Origin of the sequence: Streptomyces sp. NBC_01474, assembly GCF_035918215.1 — a bacterium.
Lineage (GTDB): Bacteria > Actinomycetota > Actinomycetes > Streptomycetales > Streptomycetaceae > Streptomyces > Streptomyces aureus.
The window spans coordinates 10242219-10259901 of sequence record NZ_CP109449.1 but is presented as its reverse complement, the minus strand read 5'-3'; the positions used below and the strand labels follow the sequence as shown (position 1 = coordinate 10259901).

General features: G+C 68.9%; 12 protein-coding genes and 1 pseudogene. 8 read left to right on the top strand and 5 right to left on the bottom strand.

What is annotated here, in order from left to right; genetic code table 11:
- Nucleotides 1–68: 68 nt before the first annotated feature.
- The gene (locus OG758_RS47155) at nucleotides 69–3611 is read left to right on the top strand and encodes a glycoside hydrolase family 2 protein (protein ID WP_326715543.1); all 3543 of its coding nucleotides are present in this window, start codon (nucleotides 69–71) and stop codon (nucleotides 3609–3611) included.
- Between the two features lie 625 nt (nucleotides 3612–4236).
- On the opposite strand, the gene OG758_RS47150 is transcribed toward OG758_RS47155, so the two are convergent.
- Nucleotides 4237–5133 (bottom strand): helix-turn-helix transcriptional regulator, encoded by an 897-nt coding sequence (locus tag OG758_RS47150; protein ID WP_326715542.1) that lies wholly within the window; start codon nucleotides 5131–5133, stop codon nucleotides 4237–4239.
- Nucleotides 5134–5407: 274 nt separating this feature from the next.
- Between OG758_RS47150 and OG758_RS47145 the strand changes: the two genes are divergently transcribed.
- The 6 genes from OG758_RS47145 (at nucleotide 5408) to OG758_RS47120 (ending at nucleotide 10530) form a co-directional block, all read left to right on the top strand.
- Nucleotides 5408–5731 carry a carboxymuconolactone decarboxylase family protein gene (locus OG758_RS47145; RefSeq protein WP_326715541.1) on the top strand — a complete coding sequence of 108 codons (324 nt, stop codon included), beginning with the start codon at nucleotides 5408–5410 and terminating at the stop codon, nucleotides 5729–5731.
- Nucleotides 5732–5802: 71 nt separating this feature from the next.
- Nucleotides 5803–6210, top strand: coding sequence for a (R)-mandelonitrile lyase (locus tag OG758_RS47140; RefSeq protein WP_326715540.1), 408 nt, complete (start codon nucleotides 5803–5805; stop codon nucleotides 6208–6210).
- 284 nt (nucleotides 6211–6494) lie between these two features.
- Nucleotides 6495–7511 (top strand): zinc-dependent alcohol dehydrogenase family protein, encoded by a 1017-nt coding sequence (locus tag OG758_RS47135; protein ID WP_326715539.1) that lies wholly within the window; start codon nucleotides 6495–6497, stop codon nucleotides 7509–7511.
- 46 nt (nucleotides 7512–7557) lie between these two features.
- Nucleotides 7558–8325, top strand: a complete 768-nt coding sequence (locus tag OG758_RS47130; RefSeq protein WP_326715538.1) for a glucose 1-dehydrogenase — start codon at nucleotides 7558–7560, stop codon at nucleotides 8323–8325.
- A gap of 69 nt (nucleotides 8326–8394) precedes the next feature.
- Nucleotides 8395–9366, top strand: a complete 972-nt coding sequence (locus OG758_RS47125; RefSeq protein WP_326715537.1) for an aldo/keto reductase — start codon at nucleotides 8395–8397, stop codon at nucleotides 9364–9366.
- A 75-nt stretch (nucleotides 9367–9441) separates the two neighbouring features.
- Nucleotides 9442–10530, top strand: coding sequence for an aldo/keto reductase (locus OG758_RS47120; RefSeq protein ID WP_326715536.1), 1089 nt, complete (start codon nucleotides 9442–9444; stop codon nucleotides 10528–10530).
- Nucleotides 10531–10656: 126 nt separating this feature from the next.
- Here OG758_RS47120 and OG758_RS47115 read toward each other — a convergent pair whose 3' ends face one another.
- Nucleotides 10657–11889, bottom strand: coding sequence for an RNA-guided endonuclease InsQ/TnpB family protein (locus tag OG758_RS47115; protein WP_326715535.1), 1233 nt, complete (start codon nucleotides 11887–11889; stop codon nucleotides 10657–10659).
- A 742-nt stretch (nucleotides 11890–12631) separates the two neighbouring features.
- Between OG758_RS47115 and OG758_RS47110 the strand changes: the two genes are divergently transcribed.
- On the top strand, nucleotides 12632–13300 hold the full coding sequence (locus OG758_RS47110) for a DUF4097 family beta strand repeat-containing protein (RefSeq protein ID WP_326715534.1): 669 nt from the start codon (nucleotides 12632–12634) through the stop codon (nucleotides 13298–13300).
- Between the two features lie 352 nt (nucleotides 13301–13652).
- Here OG758_RS47110 and OG758_RS47105 read toward each other — a convergent pair whose 3' ends face one another.
- The 3 genes and pseudogenes from OG758_RS47105 to OG758_RS47095 all read right to left on the bottom strand — a co-directional run bounded on the left by OG758_RS47105 (nucleotide 13653) and on the right by OG758_RS47095 (nucleotide 17475).
- Nucleotides 13653–14534 (bottom strand): RNA repair domain-containing protein, encoded by an 882-nt coding sequence (locus tag OG758_RS47105; protein WP_442810400.1) that lies wholly within the window; start codon nucleotides 14532–14534, stop codon nucleotides 13653–13655.
- A gap of 521 nt (nucleotides 14535–15055) precedes the next feature.
- Entirely contained in the window at nucleotides 15056–16075 is a 1020-nt protein-coding gene (locus tag OG758_RS47100) for a hypothetical protein (RefSeq protein ID WP_326715533.1), read from the bottom strand.
- Nucleotides 16076–16261: 186 nt separating this feature from the next.
- Nucleotides 16262–17475, bottom strand: a pseudogene (locus OG758_RS47095) (helix-turn-helix domain-containing protein).
- Nucleotides 17476–17683 lie beyond the last annotated feature (208 nt).

The window sequence follows — 17683 nt, the reverse complement described above, 5'->3', positions numbered from 1 at the left end:
TAAGACGGTCCGGTCGTCGTCGCACCGCACCTCACCTTCTCCGGACCGCGCAGCAGAGGAGCAGACCCGTGATCGACAACTTGGATGGTGTGGGACGCCGGGGTGTGCTCGCCGCCGGCCTGGCCGGTGTGGGCGCCGCGCTGGCGCCGGCCGGGTGGGCCTCTGCCGAGCCGGGCGCAGGGGCGTCGTCCGAGCCCGACGGTGCCGGCCGGGGCGGGCGCCGGGTGCTGAACTTCAACACTGGCTGGGCCTTCTGGCGGGAGGACGTCACCGGCGCCCACAAGCCCGGCTTCGACGACGCGCAGTGGGCCGCGGTGTCGCTGCCGCACACGATGCGTCTGGAGCGCAAAAACCCGTCGGTGTACGACGCCTTCGCGGGGGTCGGTTGGTACCGGCGGTACTTCCGCCTCGATCCGCAGGACGAGGGACGACGGCTGACCGTGGTCTTCGACGGCGTTCAGACGGACTGCGTGGTCTATCTGAACGGTGAGAAGGTTGCCGAGCATCAAGGCGGCTACATGGGCTTCGTCGTGGACATCACCGGCAAGGCCCGCTTCGACGGTGACAACGTTCTGGCGGTCCGGGTGTCGAACGTGGACGATCTGCTCACCCCGCCCGGCAAACCCCGCACCCAGCTGGGCTTCCTCACCTTCGGCGGCATCTACCGAGGCGTCACGCTCCGGATGACGGAACCGGTGCACATCTCCGACCCGCTGCAGGAGGACCTGGTCGCCGGGGGCGGCGTCTTCGTCTCGTACCCGATGGCGACCACGCTCCGGGCGACCGCCCAGGTCAAGACGCACGTGGTCAACAAGACGGCCGATGCCGCCCGGATCAGACTCACCACGGTCCTGTACGACGCCCAAGGCACCACCGTCGCACACGCCACAGACACCGGGACGGTCTCAGAGAAGGACGGCCGCGCGTTCACCCAGACCCTGAGCGTGGCCAGGCCGCACCTGTGGCATCCCGACTCCCCCTATCTGTACCGGCTTGTCAGTCAAGTCTTCGTCGACGACCACCTGGTCGACACGGTCACCACGCGGACCGGAATCCGGCGTATCGACTACAAGGCGGACGGGTTCTACCTCAACGGCGAGCGCCTGTACCTGCGTGGCGCCAACTGCCACCAGAACTACGCCTACATCGGCGACGCCGCCCCGGCCTCGATGAAGTACCGCGAGGCGCTGCGCCTCAAGCTCGGCGGGTTCAACGCCGTACGGGCCGCGCACTACCCGCACGATGTGTCTTTCCTCGACGCCTGCGACGAACTCGGTCTCCTCGTCGTGGCCTGCGAGCCTGGCTGGCAGTACTGGAACGGTGACCAGACCTTCGTCTCCCGTACGTATCGCGACATCACCACGATGATCCGGCGGGACCGCAACCGGCCCTCGATGATCCTGTGGGAGACCTCGCTCAACGAGACCCACTACCCCCAGTGGTGGGCCAAGGAGGCCGACTTTGTCGCGCATGCCGAGATGCCGGGCGACCAGATGTTCACCTCGGCGGACTACGGCATCTGGGGCGGCGAGTACGACGTCGACTACAAGGTCGTCAACACCGACGGCTCGGATCCCGCACCGAACGTGCCTTTCCTCACCCGCGAATGGGGGGACTGGGAAGATCCCAGCCGCACCGACCGGGCGGCCGGCGAGAGCGCGATGGTGGACCAGGTCGTCACCCGCCAGCGTTACTTGAACGGCGACGGCTACTGGGACTGGGGCGGCCTCGACGCCAACCAACGCATCGGCGGCTACTTCCTGTGGGTCTTCGAGGACTACGGCACCAACGACGTGTACCAGAAGTCCGGCGCCGTCGACATCGACCGCTACCCCAAGTACTGCTACCACTGGCTCAAGTCCATGCAGTCGGCACACAATTCGAACCACGGTGGCCCGATGGTCTTCGTCGCCAGCGCCCACACCGCCGACTCCGAGAAGAAGGTGCGGGTCTTCAGTAACACCGACCGCGTCCTGCTGTACCGGAACGGCCGGCTCGTCGGCGAGCAGACCCGTGCCGACAACGCCGAGACCGCGCCGAACGTGGCAGCCAAGGGCGGCAGCCCGTACTACACGTTCACTCTGCCGCAGTTCGCCGCCGGCGAACTCAGCGCCGAGGGCTACCTGGGCGACAAGCTCGTCGCAACCCATCGTGTCAACACCCCCGGCGAAGCACACCACTTGGAGGTCGTCGCCGACGACGCGGGCGGTCGGGCCGCACTCACCGACCTGCTGGCCCTCGCCCTGGGCGACAGTTCGCAGGACGGGAAGAAGGCCGCCCGCAAGCTGCTGGACAAGGTCGAGCCCGGGCAGGCGGAGGCGCTCGTCGACCTGGCCGGTGCGCAGCGCCGCCGCGCCCTGTCAGCGAAGGAGGCCGCGAGCCTGCGCATGGTCGCCGGGCTGCTTGACCGCATCCGGCCCGTAGCCGACGGCTCCGACGTGATCCCTGTGTACATCAAAGTCGTCGACGCCGACGGCACCCTCGTCGCCGGCTCCTCCGCCACCCTCGACATCGAGGTGACCGGGGCCGGCACGCTGATCGGCGCGAACATCCCGCGGATCGCGGTTCAGACGCAGAAGGCGCGGGGCGGCATCGGCTACGCCCTGATCGCCACCGGCACCGCGAGCGGCGCCGTCACGCTCACCGCCACCTCGACCGGCCTGCACAGCGGCCACTACACCGTACGGACCAAGCCCTACAAGGGTGCGTACGTCACCGACGGCACGCACGCCACCTGGAAGAACATCGCCACCCTGGAGAGCCAGGGCGCCCAGAACCTGGCCCTGTTCAAGGAGGCGACCGCCGCCACCGCCCAGTCGGGACACGCGCCGGCCGACGCGGTGGACGACGCTTCGCAGTCCAAGTGGGTGGCGGACGGCCCCGACCCGGCCTGGTGGCAGGTCGACCTCGGGGCGCCGGCCGAGCTCGAGCAGTTCCAGATCCTCTGGGAGACCGATGAGACCGCGTACCAGTACCGGATCCTGACGTCCGACGACGGCGCCACCTGGACGACGTCGGTCGACGCGCACGACAACACCACGGCGGTCACGACCGCCGTCCATCAAGTGCAGGTCACGACGCGGTACATACGCGTCGACATCCTCGGCGCCGGTGACTGGTGGCCGTCCATCCGTGAGTTCCGCGCGGTCCCACCAGGCGGCAGCGGCGGCGTCCCTCCGGCCGACCCGGGGCCCAGGGTCGCCCGCGACCGGATCAAGACGGTCACGGCGTCCAGCACCGCCACCGGCTTCGAACCCGACAAGGTCTTCGACGGGACCATCACCTTCGGCACCGGATGGAGCGCCGCCTCCCCGGCAGTCCCCCAGACGCTCACCACGGAACTGACCGACGCCCACGACCTCGCCGGAGTGCGTATCCACTGGGGCAAGGACAGCAGCTGGTACACCTTCGACCTGCAGACCTCAACGGACGGCAACACCTGGGACACAGCGCTCTCCGGCCTGACACGGAGCGGCCAGTACACCCTCCCCGAGGTCTTCAAGGCACCGAACGTGCGCCAGATCCGTATCACCGTCACCCAAGTCAGCGGCGGGGGCGCGCAGACCGTCGCGGGGATCGCGGAGGTGATCCTTTACGGGGCGCCGGCCTGAGAGGGCGTCTGATGGCCCGCCTCCCCTGTTACACCTTCAGCCTTCTTGCGGGCGACGCGGTTCGGTGTCAGTGAGGCGGGCCGAAGTGTCCGTCGTCGTTCTCGCAGTCGTGGTCAGATGTGGCCACAGCGCCGTCCTCGCACGGGGCGTCGCCGCGCCGTCCGCAGCCGCCACACTGCGCCTGGGCCCAGCGCCCAGCGCCCACCGCTCCTGGCTCCTGCCGTGTGCTCTAGGTTCTTAAAGTTGGCGCCCTACGGCGGCGCTGTGGCCTGCGGCTACATCCGGTGTCGCACGCCATGTCCCAGCGGGTCTGTCACACGGTCGTGTCCGAATTCTCGGGTCGCTGGGGTCAAGCGGCTGACCGGCGGAAGGACAGCGGTCGTGCCCTTTCCTGACGCGGTGCCGTTGCCTGCGGCGTCACAGGGTGTCTCGCTCCTCGGCCAGATGAGCCTGTCTGGGCGCCGCGTCATCTCACTGGATGGGTGTTTGCTCATGCGTTGATCAGCCGGGTCCAGCCGGTACTCGCGCTGGCGGGGTTGAAGGGTCTGAGGGGCCGTGGACCATGAGGAGGATCATGTGAGCCACGCGGTACGCGCGAGCTCCTGAGGGGTGAAGTGAGGGGCTGCTACGCGTCCTGTTCGCCGCTGGCGACCGCATGGTCCGGTTGGCCGTCCTGGTCGAGGGTGGCGGCCCAACTGGCCAGGAGTCTGAGGCTGTCGTGGGCGGGGGTTCCGGGTTCGGCGCTGAGGGCGGTGAGGGTGAGGCCGGGGTCCGTGGGGATGGGCATGGCCTCGAAGGGGAGGACGAGTTCACCAACCGCGGGGTGGCGGAAGTGCTTGACGCCGGTCTGGTGCAGGCGTACGTCGTGGGCGGCCCAGAGGGTGCGGAACTTCTCGCTGCGGGTGGAGAGTTCGCCGACGAGGTCGGTCAGGTCCCGGTTGTACGGGTCGCGTCCTGCCTCGGTGCGCAGGAGCGCCACCGCGCCGGCCGCCTGGGACTCCAGCTGGGGCAGGAAGTCGGCCGCGGTCGGGTTGAGGAACTCGTACCTTGCAAGGTTCACGGGCCGAGCCGGGTCGGCGAAGACTGGGTCGTACAGAGCGCGGCCGAGCCGGTTGGTGGCGAGGATGTCGAGGCGGCCGTTGCGGATGAAGGCCGGGGCCTCGGTCATCGCGTCGAGCAGGTGCTGCAGGCTCGCACGGATCGGCTGCGGCGCACGTCGGCGGGGCGGGCGTCGGGTGGTGTTCGCGGTGCGCGCGAGGTCGTCGAGGTGGGCGCGCTCGGCCTCGTCGAGCTGGAGGGCGCGGGCGAGCGAGTCGATGACGGTTTCGGAGACGCCGGAGAGGTTGCCGCGCTCCAGGCGGGCGTAGTACTCGGCGCTGACGCCGGCGAGTAGCGCGACTTCTTCCCTGCGCAGCCCCTTGACGCGCCGGTTGCCCGTATAGGCGGGCAGCCCCGCCTGCTGCGGTGTGATCTTGGCGCGGCGGCTGGTCAGAAACTCGCGTACCTCGCTTCGGTTGTCCATGGCTTCGAGGCTACGTCGGCTTGTCCGGCCGTGTCTCCGGCCGTGGGGTGTACTGGCAGTACACGTATCAACGAGTCCTTCCATGCGCGTGTGACCTGCAGTTTCATCGGTAGTGACGCAAGCGGCAGCAAACTGGCTGGCCCGGTGGGCCAGAGCGGCGTCTGGTTGCCGGCGGCCGCTGCTTGCGGGCCGAACGAAACCCCTGGCACCGCGCTGCCGCCCCTGTGACGGGCGACCGCCGAGCGCCGCCGCGGCACGTGAAAGGACATGAACGATGACGGAGAAGACCCAGCCGGGCCCGCGCGACCTGTTCGGAGACGTCGCTCCCGCACTGGCCGGCTACAGCGAGGACGTGCTGTTCGGGCAGGAGTGGAAGAGCCAGGAGCTGTCCCCGAGGGACCGCAGCCTGGTGACCGTGGCCAGCCTGATCACCAGCGGCAGCAGCGAGCAGCTCACCTTCCACATCCCCTTGGCCAAACAGAACGGCGTCACCGAAGAGGAACTCATCGGGACGATCACCCACATGGCGTTCTACGCCGGATGGCCCAGGGCGATGTCCGCCCTGAACGTGGCCCGGGAACTGTTCCGCAAGGCATGACCCCCTCCTCACTCGCAGGTTCACCCACTACGGCCGCCCCGCGGCGGCCGACGCAAGGAGCACGTACCACCATGGAGATCCTCAAGCAGCCCGCCACCATGAAGCTGCCTCCCCACATGTTCGCCGGCGATGTCTGGGCGGATGTGATCTACCGGGGCGAGGAGCCCTCCCGGGCGCGGGCCAACATGGTCCGCTTCGCCCCCGGTGCCCGCACCGCCTGGCACAGCCACGGTCTGGGCCAGACCCTGCACGTCGTGTCCGGCCTCGCCCTGGTCGGCACCCGGGACGGTGTGATCATCGAGGCCCACCCTGGGGACGCCATCGGCTGCCCGCCCGGCGAGGAGCACTGGCACGGCGCGACGCCGGATCAGTTCATGGAGCACATCGCCCTGTGGGAGGGCGACGAGGTCAACTGGCTGGAGCACGTCACCGACGCTGAGTACGGCGGCCCGCGGACCAGCACTCGTGACTCGCACTGATCACAGCTGACAGGAGCGTGAGCTTCGGCGCCAGCTGCGAACGGGGACGACAGCCCCACACGACGGCGGTGATCACGCACGCGGGAGATCGCCAAGCGGAACCGCCACCCGCCTCCTCGACAACGCCGTGACGGCCGATTCGACGATGAGCGCCGCCGACCGATGACCTCGATGCGCCGCTCACGCCGCCCGGCGAGCTGACGGAACGCCGACTCGTTCCCCTCGTCGAGCTCCGGCAGCCGACGCCCACCCCGTTCAACCGTCCCCTCACTCTGGAATGAGCCATGCGCGCAACCGTGATCCACGCCCCCGGTGACATCCGGGTGGAGAACCTGCCCGAACCGAAGATCCTCGCCCCCACCGACGCGATCATCCGCACCGTCGCCGCCTGTGTGTGCGGCTCCGACCTGTGGGACTACCGCGGCATCAACGAAGTCGCCCGGCCCACACCGATCGGCCACGAGTACGTCGGCGTGGTCGAGGAGACCGGCGCCGAGGTGAAGGACATCAAGCCGGGGCAGTTCGTCATCGGCTCCTTCTTCGCCTCCGACAACACCTGTCCGATCTGTCGTGCCGGATACCAGACCTCCTGCCCGCACCGGGAGTTCGTCGGTGGCTGCCAGGCGGAGTACATCCGTATCCCGCTTGCCGACGGCACCCTGGTCGCCCTCGACGGGCAGCCCGACGAGAAGTTCGTCCCGAGCCTGCTCACCCTCTCCGACGTCATGGGCACCGGCTGGTACGCAGCCGTCGCCGCAGAGGTGAAGCCCGGCTCCACGGCTGTCGTGGTCGGCGACGGTGCAGTCGGCCTTTCCGCCGTCATCGCCGCCCGGGAACTCGGCGCCGAGCGGATCATCGCGATGAGCCGGCACGCCTCCCGGCAGCAGCTCGCGACCGAGTTCGGTGCCACCGACATCGTCGCCGAGCGCGGCGAGGACGGCGTGGCCCATATCAAGGAACTCATTGGCGGCATCGGCGCCGACTCCGTTCTGGAGTGCGTCGGCACGCAGGAGTCGATGCGTCAGGCCATCCAGGCCACCCGTCCCGGCGGCAACGTCGGCTTCGTCGGCGTCCCACATGATGTGGCCATCGACGGCCAGGAGCTGTTCTTCTCCCACGTTGCCCTGCGCGGCGGTCCGGCGCCGGTCCGGCGCTTCCTGACCGATCTGGTCGACCGCGTTCTCGACGGCCGTATCGAGCCCGGCAAGGTCTTCGACCTGACGCTGCCGTTGGACGAGGCCGCCGAGGGCTACCGGGCCATGGACGAGCGCCGCGCCATCAAGACGCTGTTGCGCCCCTGACACGCCGGCCGGTCACCGTCCACGTACACGATTGGAACCACACCCCATGAACCCGACGTACAACTTCGAGCAGCAGGTGGCCCTCGTCACCGGCGCGGCCTCCGGCATGGGCCTGGCTACCGCCCGCGCCTTCGCGAAGGCCGGTGCCGCAGTCGTCCTGGCCGACATCGACGAGAAGGCCGTCCAGCGTGCGGCCGAGGAGCTGACGGCGGCCGGTCACCGGGCGACCGGTGTCGTCTGCGACGTTACGGACGAGGAGCAGGCGGCCGCGATGGTCGACCGTGCGGTTACGACATACGGCCGTCTCGACATGGCGTTCAACAACGCCGGCATCCAGGTCCCGCCCAGTGACGCGGCCGACGAGACGGCCGAGAACTTCGACCGCGTCAACACCGTCAACCTGCGTGGCGTCTGGGCCGCACAGAAGCACGAACTGCGCCAGATGCGGCAGCAGGGCAGCGGCGCCATCGTCAACTGCTCCTCGCTGGGCGGTCTGGTGGGCCTGCCGGAACGTGCCGCCTACCACGCGTCCAAGCACGGCGTCATCGGCCTGACCAAGAGCGCCGCAGTCGAGTACGCCCCCAAGGGCATCCGCATCAACGCGGTATGCCCCGGGGTGATCGACACCCCGATGGTCGCGGACATGCTGGAAGGGCAGGCCGAGGCCATGGCCGAGATCATGAAGCAGCAGCCGATCGGGCGGCTCGGCCGGGCCGAGGAAATTGCCGCGGCCGTGCTGTGGCTGTGCAGCCCCGCCGCGAGCCTCGTCGTCGGTGTCGCCCTGCCAGTCGACGGCGGCTACACCACGAGCTGATCAGCCGACGTTCCGTGCAGCCGACACCAGAACGGCACGGACCTCACGCACTCGCAAAGGAGCGTCACCATGGAGTACACCCGTCTCGGCACCACCGGTCTGAAGGTGAGCCGGCTCGCTCTCGGCTGCATGAGCTACGGCGACCCGACCGTCCCCCGTGCCCACCCGTGGGCACTGACCGAGGACAAGGCCGCGCCGTTCTTCCGCCAGGCCGTCGAGCTGGGCATCACCTTCTGGGACACCGCCAACGTCTACCAGGCCGGCACCTGCGAGGAGATCGTCGGCCGTGCGATCCGCGAGTACTCCCGGCGCGAGGACATCGTCCTCGCCACCAAGGTCCGCGGCCCGATGCACGACGGTCCCGGCGGCGAGGGGTTGTCTCGCAAAGCGATCCTCGAACAGGTCGACGCGTCCCTGACCCGGCTGGGCACGGACTACATCGACCTCTACCAGATCCACCGCTTCGACGACGATGTCCCGGTCGAGGAGACGATGGAGGCACTGCAAGACGTCGTCAAAGCCGGAAAGGTCCGCTACATCGGTGCCTCGTCGATGTACGGCTGGCAGTTCGCCAAGCTCCAGCACGCCGCCGACCTCGGCGGCTGGACCCGCTTCGTGTCCATGCAGAACCAGTACAACCTCCTGCGCCGCCAGGACGAGCCCGAACTCATGGCCATGTGCGGCGACATGGGCGTGGGCTTGGTCCCGTACTCCCCGAACGGCAAGGGCCGCCTCGCCCGCCCCGTCGGCGAACAGAGCACCCGCTCCAGCACCGACCCCGTCGTGCAGGCTTTCGACAGTGAGTACGACGGGCCGGTCATCAACGCCGTACAGCGGCTCGCCGAAGCCCGCGGCGTCCCCATGGCCCAGATCGCCCTCGCCTGGGTGCTGCGCAACCCGCTGGTCTCGGCGCCCATCGTCGGAGCCACCAAGCCCCACCACCTCCAGCAGGCCGTGGACGCGCTCGCCGTTCACCTATCGGACGAGGAAGTGACAGCGCTGCAGGCGCCCTACACCAACATCGGGCCCTCCTGGTACTGACCACGGCCGAACTCCGAACTCCTCAGCCAGTCGCCCGGCTCTGCTACCACCCGCAACAGAAAGGCTCAGAAAGCCATGCAGTACCGCACCCTCGGCAACTCCGGCCTCGCCGTCTCCAAGCTGGCGTTCGGCACGATGAACTTCGGTACCGAGAACACGGAGGAAGAGTCCTTCGCCCTGCTCGATGCCTTCATCGAGGCCGGCGGCAACATGATCGACACCTCCGACGTCTACGGCGGCGGCCTCTCCGAGCAGACCATCGGCCGCTGGCTCGCCGCCCGCCCCCGCGAGATCACCGACCGCGTCGTGCTCACGACCAAGGGCCGTTTCACCACCGGCCCCGACGTCAACGACCTCGGCCTGTCCCGCCGCCACCTCCACCGCGCCCTGGACGCCTCCCTGAGCCGACTCGGCGTGGAGACCATCGACCTCTACCAGATGCACGGCTGGGACGCCCACACCCCCGTCGAGGAGACCCTGTCCTTCCTCGACGACGCCGTCCGCGCCGGAAAGATCCACTACGCGGGCCTGTCCAACTTCACAGGCTGGCAGCTCCAGCTGACCGTCTCCACCGCCAAGGCGATGGGCGTCCACGCCCCGCTCACCCTCCAGCAGCAGTACAGCCTGCTGTCCCGCGAGAGCGAATTCGAGATGGTCCCCGCGGCCCTGCACAACAACATCGGCCTGCTGCCCTGGTCGCCGCTGGCCGGCGGTTTCCTCACCGGGAAGTACCAACGAGGCGCCACCCCGGCCTCGGACACCCGCGCCGGTTCCGCGAACGAGCTGTACCAGTGGGTGTCCGCCGAGTACGCGGCCTCGGACCGAAACTGGGCCACCATCGACGAGGTCGTCCGCATCGCCAAGGAAACCGGCGCCACCCCCGCCCAGGTCGCCCTGAGCTGGATCGCCGACCGCCCGGGCGTGGTCGCCCCGATCTTCGGCGCCCGCACCCTGAAGCAGCTCCACGACGGCCTCGGCGCTGTCGCCCTCACCCTGGACGGCAGCGCCACCGCTGCCCTCGACAAGGTCAGCACCTCCACCCCAGGCGGCTACCCCTACGGCGCGTTCGGCACCAGTCAACGCGACCGCCGGCTCCAAGGCGGCGCCCAAGCCCTCGGCGACCTCGTCGGCAACGGCGCCGACCACCCCACCGGCCGCCGGTAGTTGGAGAATCTCGGCTTCGAGGACGACTGGCTCTCGGCGAAGCGCAGGACCGAATGCGGCGGCCCAGGCAGCCCGCGCTCCTCGGTGCCCCGACTCGTCGAGACTGATCCATCTGATGGTGGTCAATCACCCGGGACTAAAAGGTCCCGGGCTTGCGCAACGGGCGCCACTGGCTGTGGTGCTGCGTTTGCGTCCTGTCCCACGCCCGGTGTTCGGGGGTGGGTCTGGGACGGTTGACTGCGCCCCGCGTCGCCACAACTCTTCCGCACGGTGGCGGATGTTGCGGGAGCCGTTGCGGTCTGCGTGATCAACGAATCCGCAGGACCGGCATGCAAATCGGGCCTGACTGGCCCGGTTCGCCTTGCCGATGTGACCGCATTCGGCGCAGGTGCGGGAGGTGTACGCCGGATCGACGTGTACCACCGGTACCCCTGCCTTGCGGGCCTTGTACGCGATGAAATCTCCGAGCTGGGCGAACGCCCAGGAGGAGTGGGTGGCCCGTTGGGGCTTGCGAAGCCGTACCCGTGCGCGGATGCCCGTGAGGTCTTCCAGGGCGATTCCGCGACCGGTGCGTTCTGCCTCGGCCACCACATGCTTCGCGATCTTGTGGTTGATGTCCCGCGCCCGCCGCGCCTCCTTACCGCGCCGCTTCTTCAGGCGCCGTTTGGCGGACGGGGTGTTCTTGCGCTGGAGTTTCTGACGCAGGGTGCGCTCGCGCAGACGCCCACGGTTCAGGCGGCGTCCGGCCATGATCTGACCGTCCGAGGTGGTCGCGATGTTCACGATCCCCAGATCGACCCCCAGGAACTGAGTGACGCTGGTGTTGAGTTCGGCCTCGGGGACCTCGCAGGTGGCGATCAAGAACCACATGCCGTCGCGGAACAACAGATCGGACTCGCCCCTGCGGCACAGGGCCAAGCGCGCCAAATGCTCGGGGGCGGCGGTGAACGCCACTTGCTTCATCCGGCCCGACAGGGTCCAGATGGACACCGTGCTCTGCGTGTACTGCCAGGACAGCATCCGGTCGTCATACGGCTGCGCACCCTCCCGCCGAAAGGCGATCGGTTTCTCGACGGCCCGCCGGTAGCGCTTGGAGGAGGGCTTGCCGAGATTTCCGGCCTTCAAGTTGGCCTTGAGCGTGGTGTAGGCGTCGCAGGTCTTCTTGATGACGTGCTGGGCCGCTTGAGCGCCGAGCCCCCACCGGTCCTTGGCCTGGCCGTAGGTGTGCTCACGCAGGGCGAAGTTGCGCTTGATGTCCTTCTCGAACGCCACCTGAGAGACCCAGGTCGCGGCCTGATTGCAGGCATGCAGAGTTTCCTCAAGTGCCGCCGCCTGCACGGGCGTCGGCAGGAGCTTCACCTACACGGTCAACTTCACGACCGTGACGCTACCCGCCGCCCGACGGACCGGCATTCGAACAGGCACATTCCTCGCCGGGCGCTGCGGCCCGGTTTCTTGCGGGCGCGCCGCGCCCGTTGCCGCGGCGATGCTGCGCATCGCCATCACCGGATGCGATTCCTCCCGGGGGTGACCCCCGGGGTTCCTCGCAAGAGCACGCTGAAACCCTCGCGCAGCTCGTTCACGTGCTTAGCGCCCTCGCCGCCATCATCGAGATCCCTGCGGCCTGAGCCCTGTGCCTGAGGCATGATTCGGGTGCACGACAGGAGCGGGTCATCTCCTCCTTGGCCGGCCCGGATAGGACCCGGCGGGGCGGAGCGGGACGTCGTTCTTGAGGAAGGCCAGGCGCACAGTGGCGAGGCTGGTGCCTTCGCGGTCGGCGATGTCCTGGAGTGAGAGATGGCCTTGTTCGTAACAGGTGCACCACTGCCGGATACGGGTGGCGGTGTGCTGGGTGCGGCGGAACCGCGGAGGGCTTCGGGTGTCCGGACAACAGGTACATGACGTGGGCGGGTGTTGGTGTTCAACCCGCTACGTAACCCTGCGAGGAATCGGATGTTCTCAAGGAGCTGTGCTGACGGCCCGCTCCATACCTCGTAGCGCCACCAGCGTGCCTCCACTGCCCGTCGGGTCCATGCAAAGGTCGCGGCAACCTCGGACAGCGTCAGGCGTCGATACGGCCTGACGTCCACCAGAGTGCACCATGCAGAAGTTCGCCACCCCCTCCCCCGTCACCGCCGTCCTGGACATACCCGCGGGACGTATCCAGTTCATCGCCGCCGACCGGGCCGGCACCACCGTCGAGATCCGGCCCGCCGACACCTCCAAGGGCCGTGACGTGAAGGCCGCAAAACAGGTCACGGTCTCCTGCAGTGACGGTGTTCTGCGCATCGAGGCGGCCACCGCGAAGAACCGGATCCTGGGCAACTCCGGCTCCGTCGAAGTGACCGTCCAACTGCCCGCCGGCTCCCAAGTCGAAGCGAAGACCGCCGCCGAACTCCGCGGCGTCGGACGCCTCGGCGACATCACCTTCGACAGCGCAAAAGCCTCGGTCAAGCTCGACGAAACCACCAGCGCCCGCCTCACCCTCCAGGCCGGAGACATCCTCATCGGCCGCCTGAACGGCCCCGCACACATCAGCACCCAAAAGGGCGACCTCAACATCACCGAAGCCACCAGCGGCACCGTCGAACTGCGCACCGAGTCCGGCGACATCACCATCGGCGCCGCCCACGGAGTCTCCGCCACCCTCGACGCCGGCACCACCTACGGCCGCATCCACAACACCCTCAAGAACACCGACGGAGCCGACACCGGCCTGAACATCCAGGCGACCACCTCCTACGGCGACATCACCGCCCGCAGCCTCTGACCCACCCACAGGCCTTGACGGAGCGCCTTTCATGAGTGCTGTGGCCATCGATGCGAACGGGCTGCGCACGTCCTACAGAGGCAAGTCCGCGCTTCAGACGGCCCCGGACTCCTCCCTCGCACCAGGCGCACAGTAAGTGCGTCTTCGCTTCGTTGGTCAGCGGTTCGGCCGACGGTGAGGGAAGAACACCGTCACCAGCATCGGTGATCCAGCGCACCGCCTCGACGGCGGCCCGCTGTCCCGGTCAAGACCGGCGAGCGCCTTCTCGGCCACGTCACTGCAGACGGCGCGGGTGCGTACTCATGACTTCGTTGCATGCCGGCCGGGCCGGCCCAAGCCCGTGCGCATCTGACTAAACGGGCGGTGAGGCGGAGGGTTGTCCGGAAGGGGCCGGATTCTCCGGGTGACGTACGTCGCCACTGCCGAGCAGGACGCGGGCCCGGACCCGCATCGGCTCGTCCCCGCGCCGGGAGAGCACGACCAGCTCGTCGACCCCGGCCGTCATGGAGCCCAGGAGGGCCTCCACCTTGCGTGCCAGGAGGCGCGGGTTCGGGGTACGGCCGAGGGACAGGTGCGGGGTGAAACCGTGCGCGTGCGATCCGCACAGCGGGAAGCGGAGCGCCAGGCACTCCCGCAGCCGCGCCCAGGGCTCCTGGTCGGCGGCGGCCGGGTCGAGCCAGACGGTGGCGTCCTCGCGGTGTTCGAACCAGTGGACACCCGCCAGACGGGCAGGGAACGGCGGCGTCTCGGCAAGCGCTACGGCGACCAGCGGCAGGGCCCGGGCGAACTCGGCCTCGGGGACGAAACCGAAGAGCACGTTGACGTGCGGCGGCCAGCGGCGGATCTGCCGGTCGTGTTCGCGGCGAATGTGCTGGATCGGCGGCCACAACTCCGCTGGTGGCAGCCAGGCGACGGCGGTGCGGTTCGTCGACGGGACGGCAAGGACGTCGCCGGGGGCCGGGGCCGGCACGGGACACGGGGCCGGCACGGGACCGACCGGCCCGACGAGGGTCTCCTCGAGCCGGTCGACGCCCGAGGCGCGGTCCCAGACGACCTGGCCGTCCGCTTCGAAGAACACCACCCGGTGCCACGGGATCTCCCCGCCCGGCACGAAGTCGCCGAGCAGGACCCGCTTCGGCGGGGCCCCGCGCTCGGCGACCCCCATCACGAACCGCTCCGGGTCCAAGCGCGGATCCCACAGCACCCGGTGATAGATCTCGTCACTGGTACGCACGTCAGCACCTGCCCTCAACCACCAGGGTGACGCGCGCCCGACCGACCCTGCAAATCAACACCCGGCCCGCCCACCACGCCGCGGATACGGCACGAGAGCGGAAGACAGCAGCGGTCTTCGCCCCGGACTCCCACCTCGGACAGGGGACAGGTAACCCGCGAGTAGGACTGTCGACGCCCGCCGCTTGCCGACACTGCCGGCCTGCGGAAACTCTCTGGCCGGCTGAGTGTCGACAGACCCCTGTTTCCCGGTACTTGCCCATTGCGGCTGATGCCGGCGCTCCTCCCTCACCGTCGGCTGAACCGACGACCAGCGAAGCGAAGACGCACCTACCTTTGCGCCTGATATCCGAGACAGGAGTCCGGGGCCGTGTCGTCGAGGGCAGAGTCACGGACATCAAGGCGATCAAGCACCAAATGGCAGGCCGGGCCGGCTTCCCACCCCTCCGGAAACCCCGGGGGGCGCGGACGCGTGGGGCCAGGCAAGCGGCTGGCTCGGTTCCCGCACCCCTCGCCGAGGCTTTACCCGATCGGGGCACCGGACGGCACCCGGGCCTCTCCCGCGCCGCCATCGAGCCGCTCACGCAGGCACGCGAGCAGGACGCCCATCGGCGCCAGCGCCAAGGGCAGGAGCACAAGCGCTACCGCAACCGGGGTGATGATGACGAGGACGCCGGTAACCCACTGGTTGTCCCCGGTGGTGGCCAGCATGAACAGCCCCGCCCAGTGCGCCACGTACGTCCCGAGCCACTTCAGCACCATGAAGGCGACGGCGACCGCGACCGTACTCAGCAGGCAGATCCCGGTAGTGCGCAGACGTGCCGTACGGGTCAGCGTCCAGGAACGGCGCATCGCTGCCGTCGCCGAGAAACTGTCCGCCACCCGCACTGTGGTGGCCAGTGAGAAGCGGGCCAAGAGGACGAACCCGAGCGCCCAGATCACGACAGGCAGGATCCGGCCCACCAGGATGAACTGCACGGTCGCGGAATCGTGATACGTGGGCCACACGACCCCGGGCACCATCTCCAACTCGACGGCAACCAGGACGAGCAGGCCCGCTAGTCCCGGGACGAGCGCGCACACCAGGGTCAGCAACTGGACGCGGAGGGCGACCCCGAGGTGCGGACGGGAGCGGCGCCACAGCGCACGGAGGGTGAGAGCACCGGGGGCCGTGGCAGCGCCCGTGCCCGCCGCCGCGCGTTCCCGCGCGTACGCGACGGTGACGGCCTGGGCCGTGAGCAGCCAGGCGATCGAGACCATGGCGACGAGGAGCAGCAGCGGATACACGCAGAACGCGACCTTGACGAGGCCGTCCCACTGGTCGGCGTACGCAACGTAGGAGTCCTCGTCTTCGATGGCGAGCTCGGCGGCTCTTCCGGCTTCCAGGAAGAGGCCCCACGACGCGGCGAACGCGCCTGCCACAATCCCCCCTCCGACAAGCAGCGCCGCCGCGCTGGCCAGGACAGCGGAGCCGAACACGGGGCGCCGATTGCGGCCGGTGATCCGCAGGGCCTCGGCCACAATGGGGGTGTCGTCTGTCATTGGGGCAGCGTACGGATTTACTGCTGGTCCGGTGTCGGGGCCCGAGGATCCGAGAGGTCTGGCCCGTCGGCTCCTGTTGGTCGGCCGGCCCCGGAACCGTTCACGCGGTTGCCGGGGCACTGTACGACTCATGGAATCGGCGCGCTACTCAGGGTGACAGTGACGGGGCGCGCTAGTTTCTCGACGCTATGCGTCGACCCCCAGGAACTCGGCCAACGGCCGAAGCCCTGCAGGGTGGTTGGGCAGCGCCCACAGGTCGCGCACGATGGCTACCGCCAGGGTGTGATGCTGCATCCAGGTCGGCGCCACCCGGCGCAGTGACTCCAGGGCCTGCACCGCCCCCTGCGCGTCGCCCAGATCTGTATGGGCTCGGGCCACGTCCAGCAGCAGCCACGTCCGCCACGACGGCGGGATGTCCTTGCTCAGCCGCATCCCCTTCGCCAGCGTCAGGGCCTGATCGGGGTGCCCGTACTGCACGGCCAGCCGAACGCGCTCGATGCGCACCGACGACAGGCTAAAGACACTGACCATTCGGCTGTCGCTGCCCTGCGGCAGCTTGGCCACACGAGCGGCGTCCTCTCTGCGTGCTCCATCAACGCAGCGGCCGACGTGTAGTCGTTGCTGCGCGCGGCCGATGTGGCGGCCGACATCGTCAGCGCGCCCCAGACTTTCAGGCCGTCAGCGGTGCCCGTCAGTCCGCTCTCTTTCGTGTCGTCCGCGGCATGCAGGCGATGCTCAGGGCGTCACCGAGGCGCCCCTGCCGCTGGTAGGTCCACGCAACGGAGTTGATCATCATGGGGCGTAGCAGCGGGTCGGACGAGTGCCCCGCGGCATCTATGGCGCGCTCCAGGCCGATCAGGGCGAGATCGGTCTTCCCCATCCGTACGGCGACGTGCCCGGCCAACTGTAGGGCCTTGGCCAGCACCGCGAAACCGGCTCACCTCTCCGCACGGTCGGGCGACGCCGTGGCGGTGCGCGCGTCCGAAATCATGTCGGGAAGCGTCTTCATCACGGTGTCGAACTCGGCCGCGTGGTACTGCGTCCAGCCGTCCGCGATCTGCTCGCGCAAGTCGGACAGTGAGAAGCCGGGTCCGGGCGCCTCCGGCTCGGCCACCCAGAGCACCGGCATGATGGCGCGCCGCACGGCCACGAACCGTGGCCCGTCGTTCTCCCCCGTCGAAACGGCAGGAGGATCCCCCAACAGGGTCGTCAGCTCCACGCCGAGACCGTTCGCCAGCGCGCGCGTGGAGCGTGGGCAGACGTGCCGAGTGCTTACGCCCCTGCTCAAGCTGCCGGATCACGTCCACCGACACATCGGAACGCTCGGCCAACTCCTCCTGGGTCAAGGACGCCAGGCGCCACAGCCGACGCAGAGTTCGCCCCAGATCGTCGTTTGCCACGCAGCCACCGTAACGCCGACCCTGCGGCCAGAGAGAGTGCCCGTCTGGTGCCAGGTCACACCGTCCCGCACTACTGGGAGGCTGTTCTTGATCCTCCTGCTTGTGGAACGTCGTCGCAACGGTCACGCGGAGAGATCGAGGCGGCTCGCCTGGACTTGACGGAGGGTTCCCGCTTCCCACTCTCATGCCAAAAGCTGTGGGCAGGGTT

What these genes read in the sequence shown, in the direction of transcription:
- OG758_RS47145 (WP_326715541.1), top strand. Translation starts at nt 5,408, where the DNA reads ATGACGGAGAAGACCCAGCCGGGCCCGCGCGACCTGTTCGGAGACGTC.
- OG758_RS47130 (WP_326715538.1), top strand. Translation starts at nt 7,558, where the DNA reads ATGAACCCGACGTACAACTTCGAGCAGCAGGTGGCCCTCGTCACCGGC.
- OG758_RS47120 (WP_326715536.1), top strand. Translation starts at nt 9,442, where the DNA reads ATGCAGTACCGCACCCTCGGCAACTCCGGCCTCGCCGTCTCCAAGCTG.
- OG758_RS47100 (WP_326715533.1), bottom strand. Translation starts at nt 16,075, where the DNA reads ATGACAGACGACACCCCCATTGTGGCCGAGGCCCTGCGGATCACCGGC.
- OG758_RS47150 (WP_326715542.1), bottom strand. Translation starts at nt 5,133, where the DNA reads ATGGACAACCGAAGCGAGGTACGCGAGTTTCTGACCAGCCGCCGCGCC.
- OG758_RS47140 (WP_326715540.1), top strand. Translation starts at nt 5,803, where the DNA reads ATGGAGATCCTCAAGCAGCCCGCCACCATGAAGCTGCCTCCCCACATG.
- OG758_RS47110 (WP_326715534.1), top strand. Translation starts at nt 12,632, where the DNA reads ATGCAGAAGTTCGCCACCCCCTCCCCCGTCACCGCCGTCCTGGACATA.
- OG758_RS47135 (WP_326715539.1), top strand. Translation starts at nt 6,495, where the DNA reads ATGCGCGCAACCGTGATCCACGCCCCCGGTGACATCCGGGTGGAGAAC.
- OG758_RS47125 (WP_326715537.1), top strand. Translation starts at nt 8,395, where the DNA reads ATGGAGTACACCCGTCTCGGCACCACCGGTCTGAAGGTGAGCCGGCTC.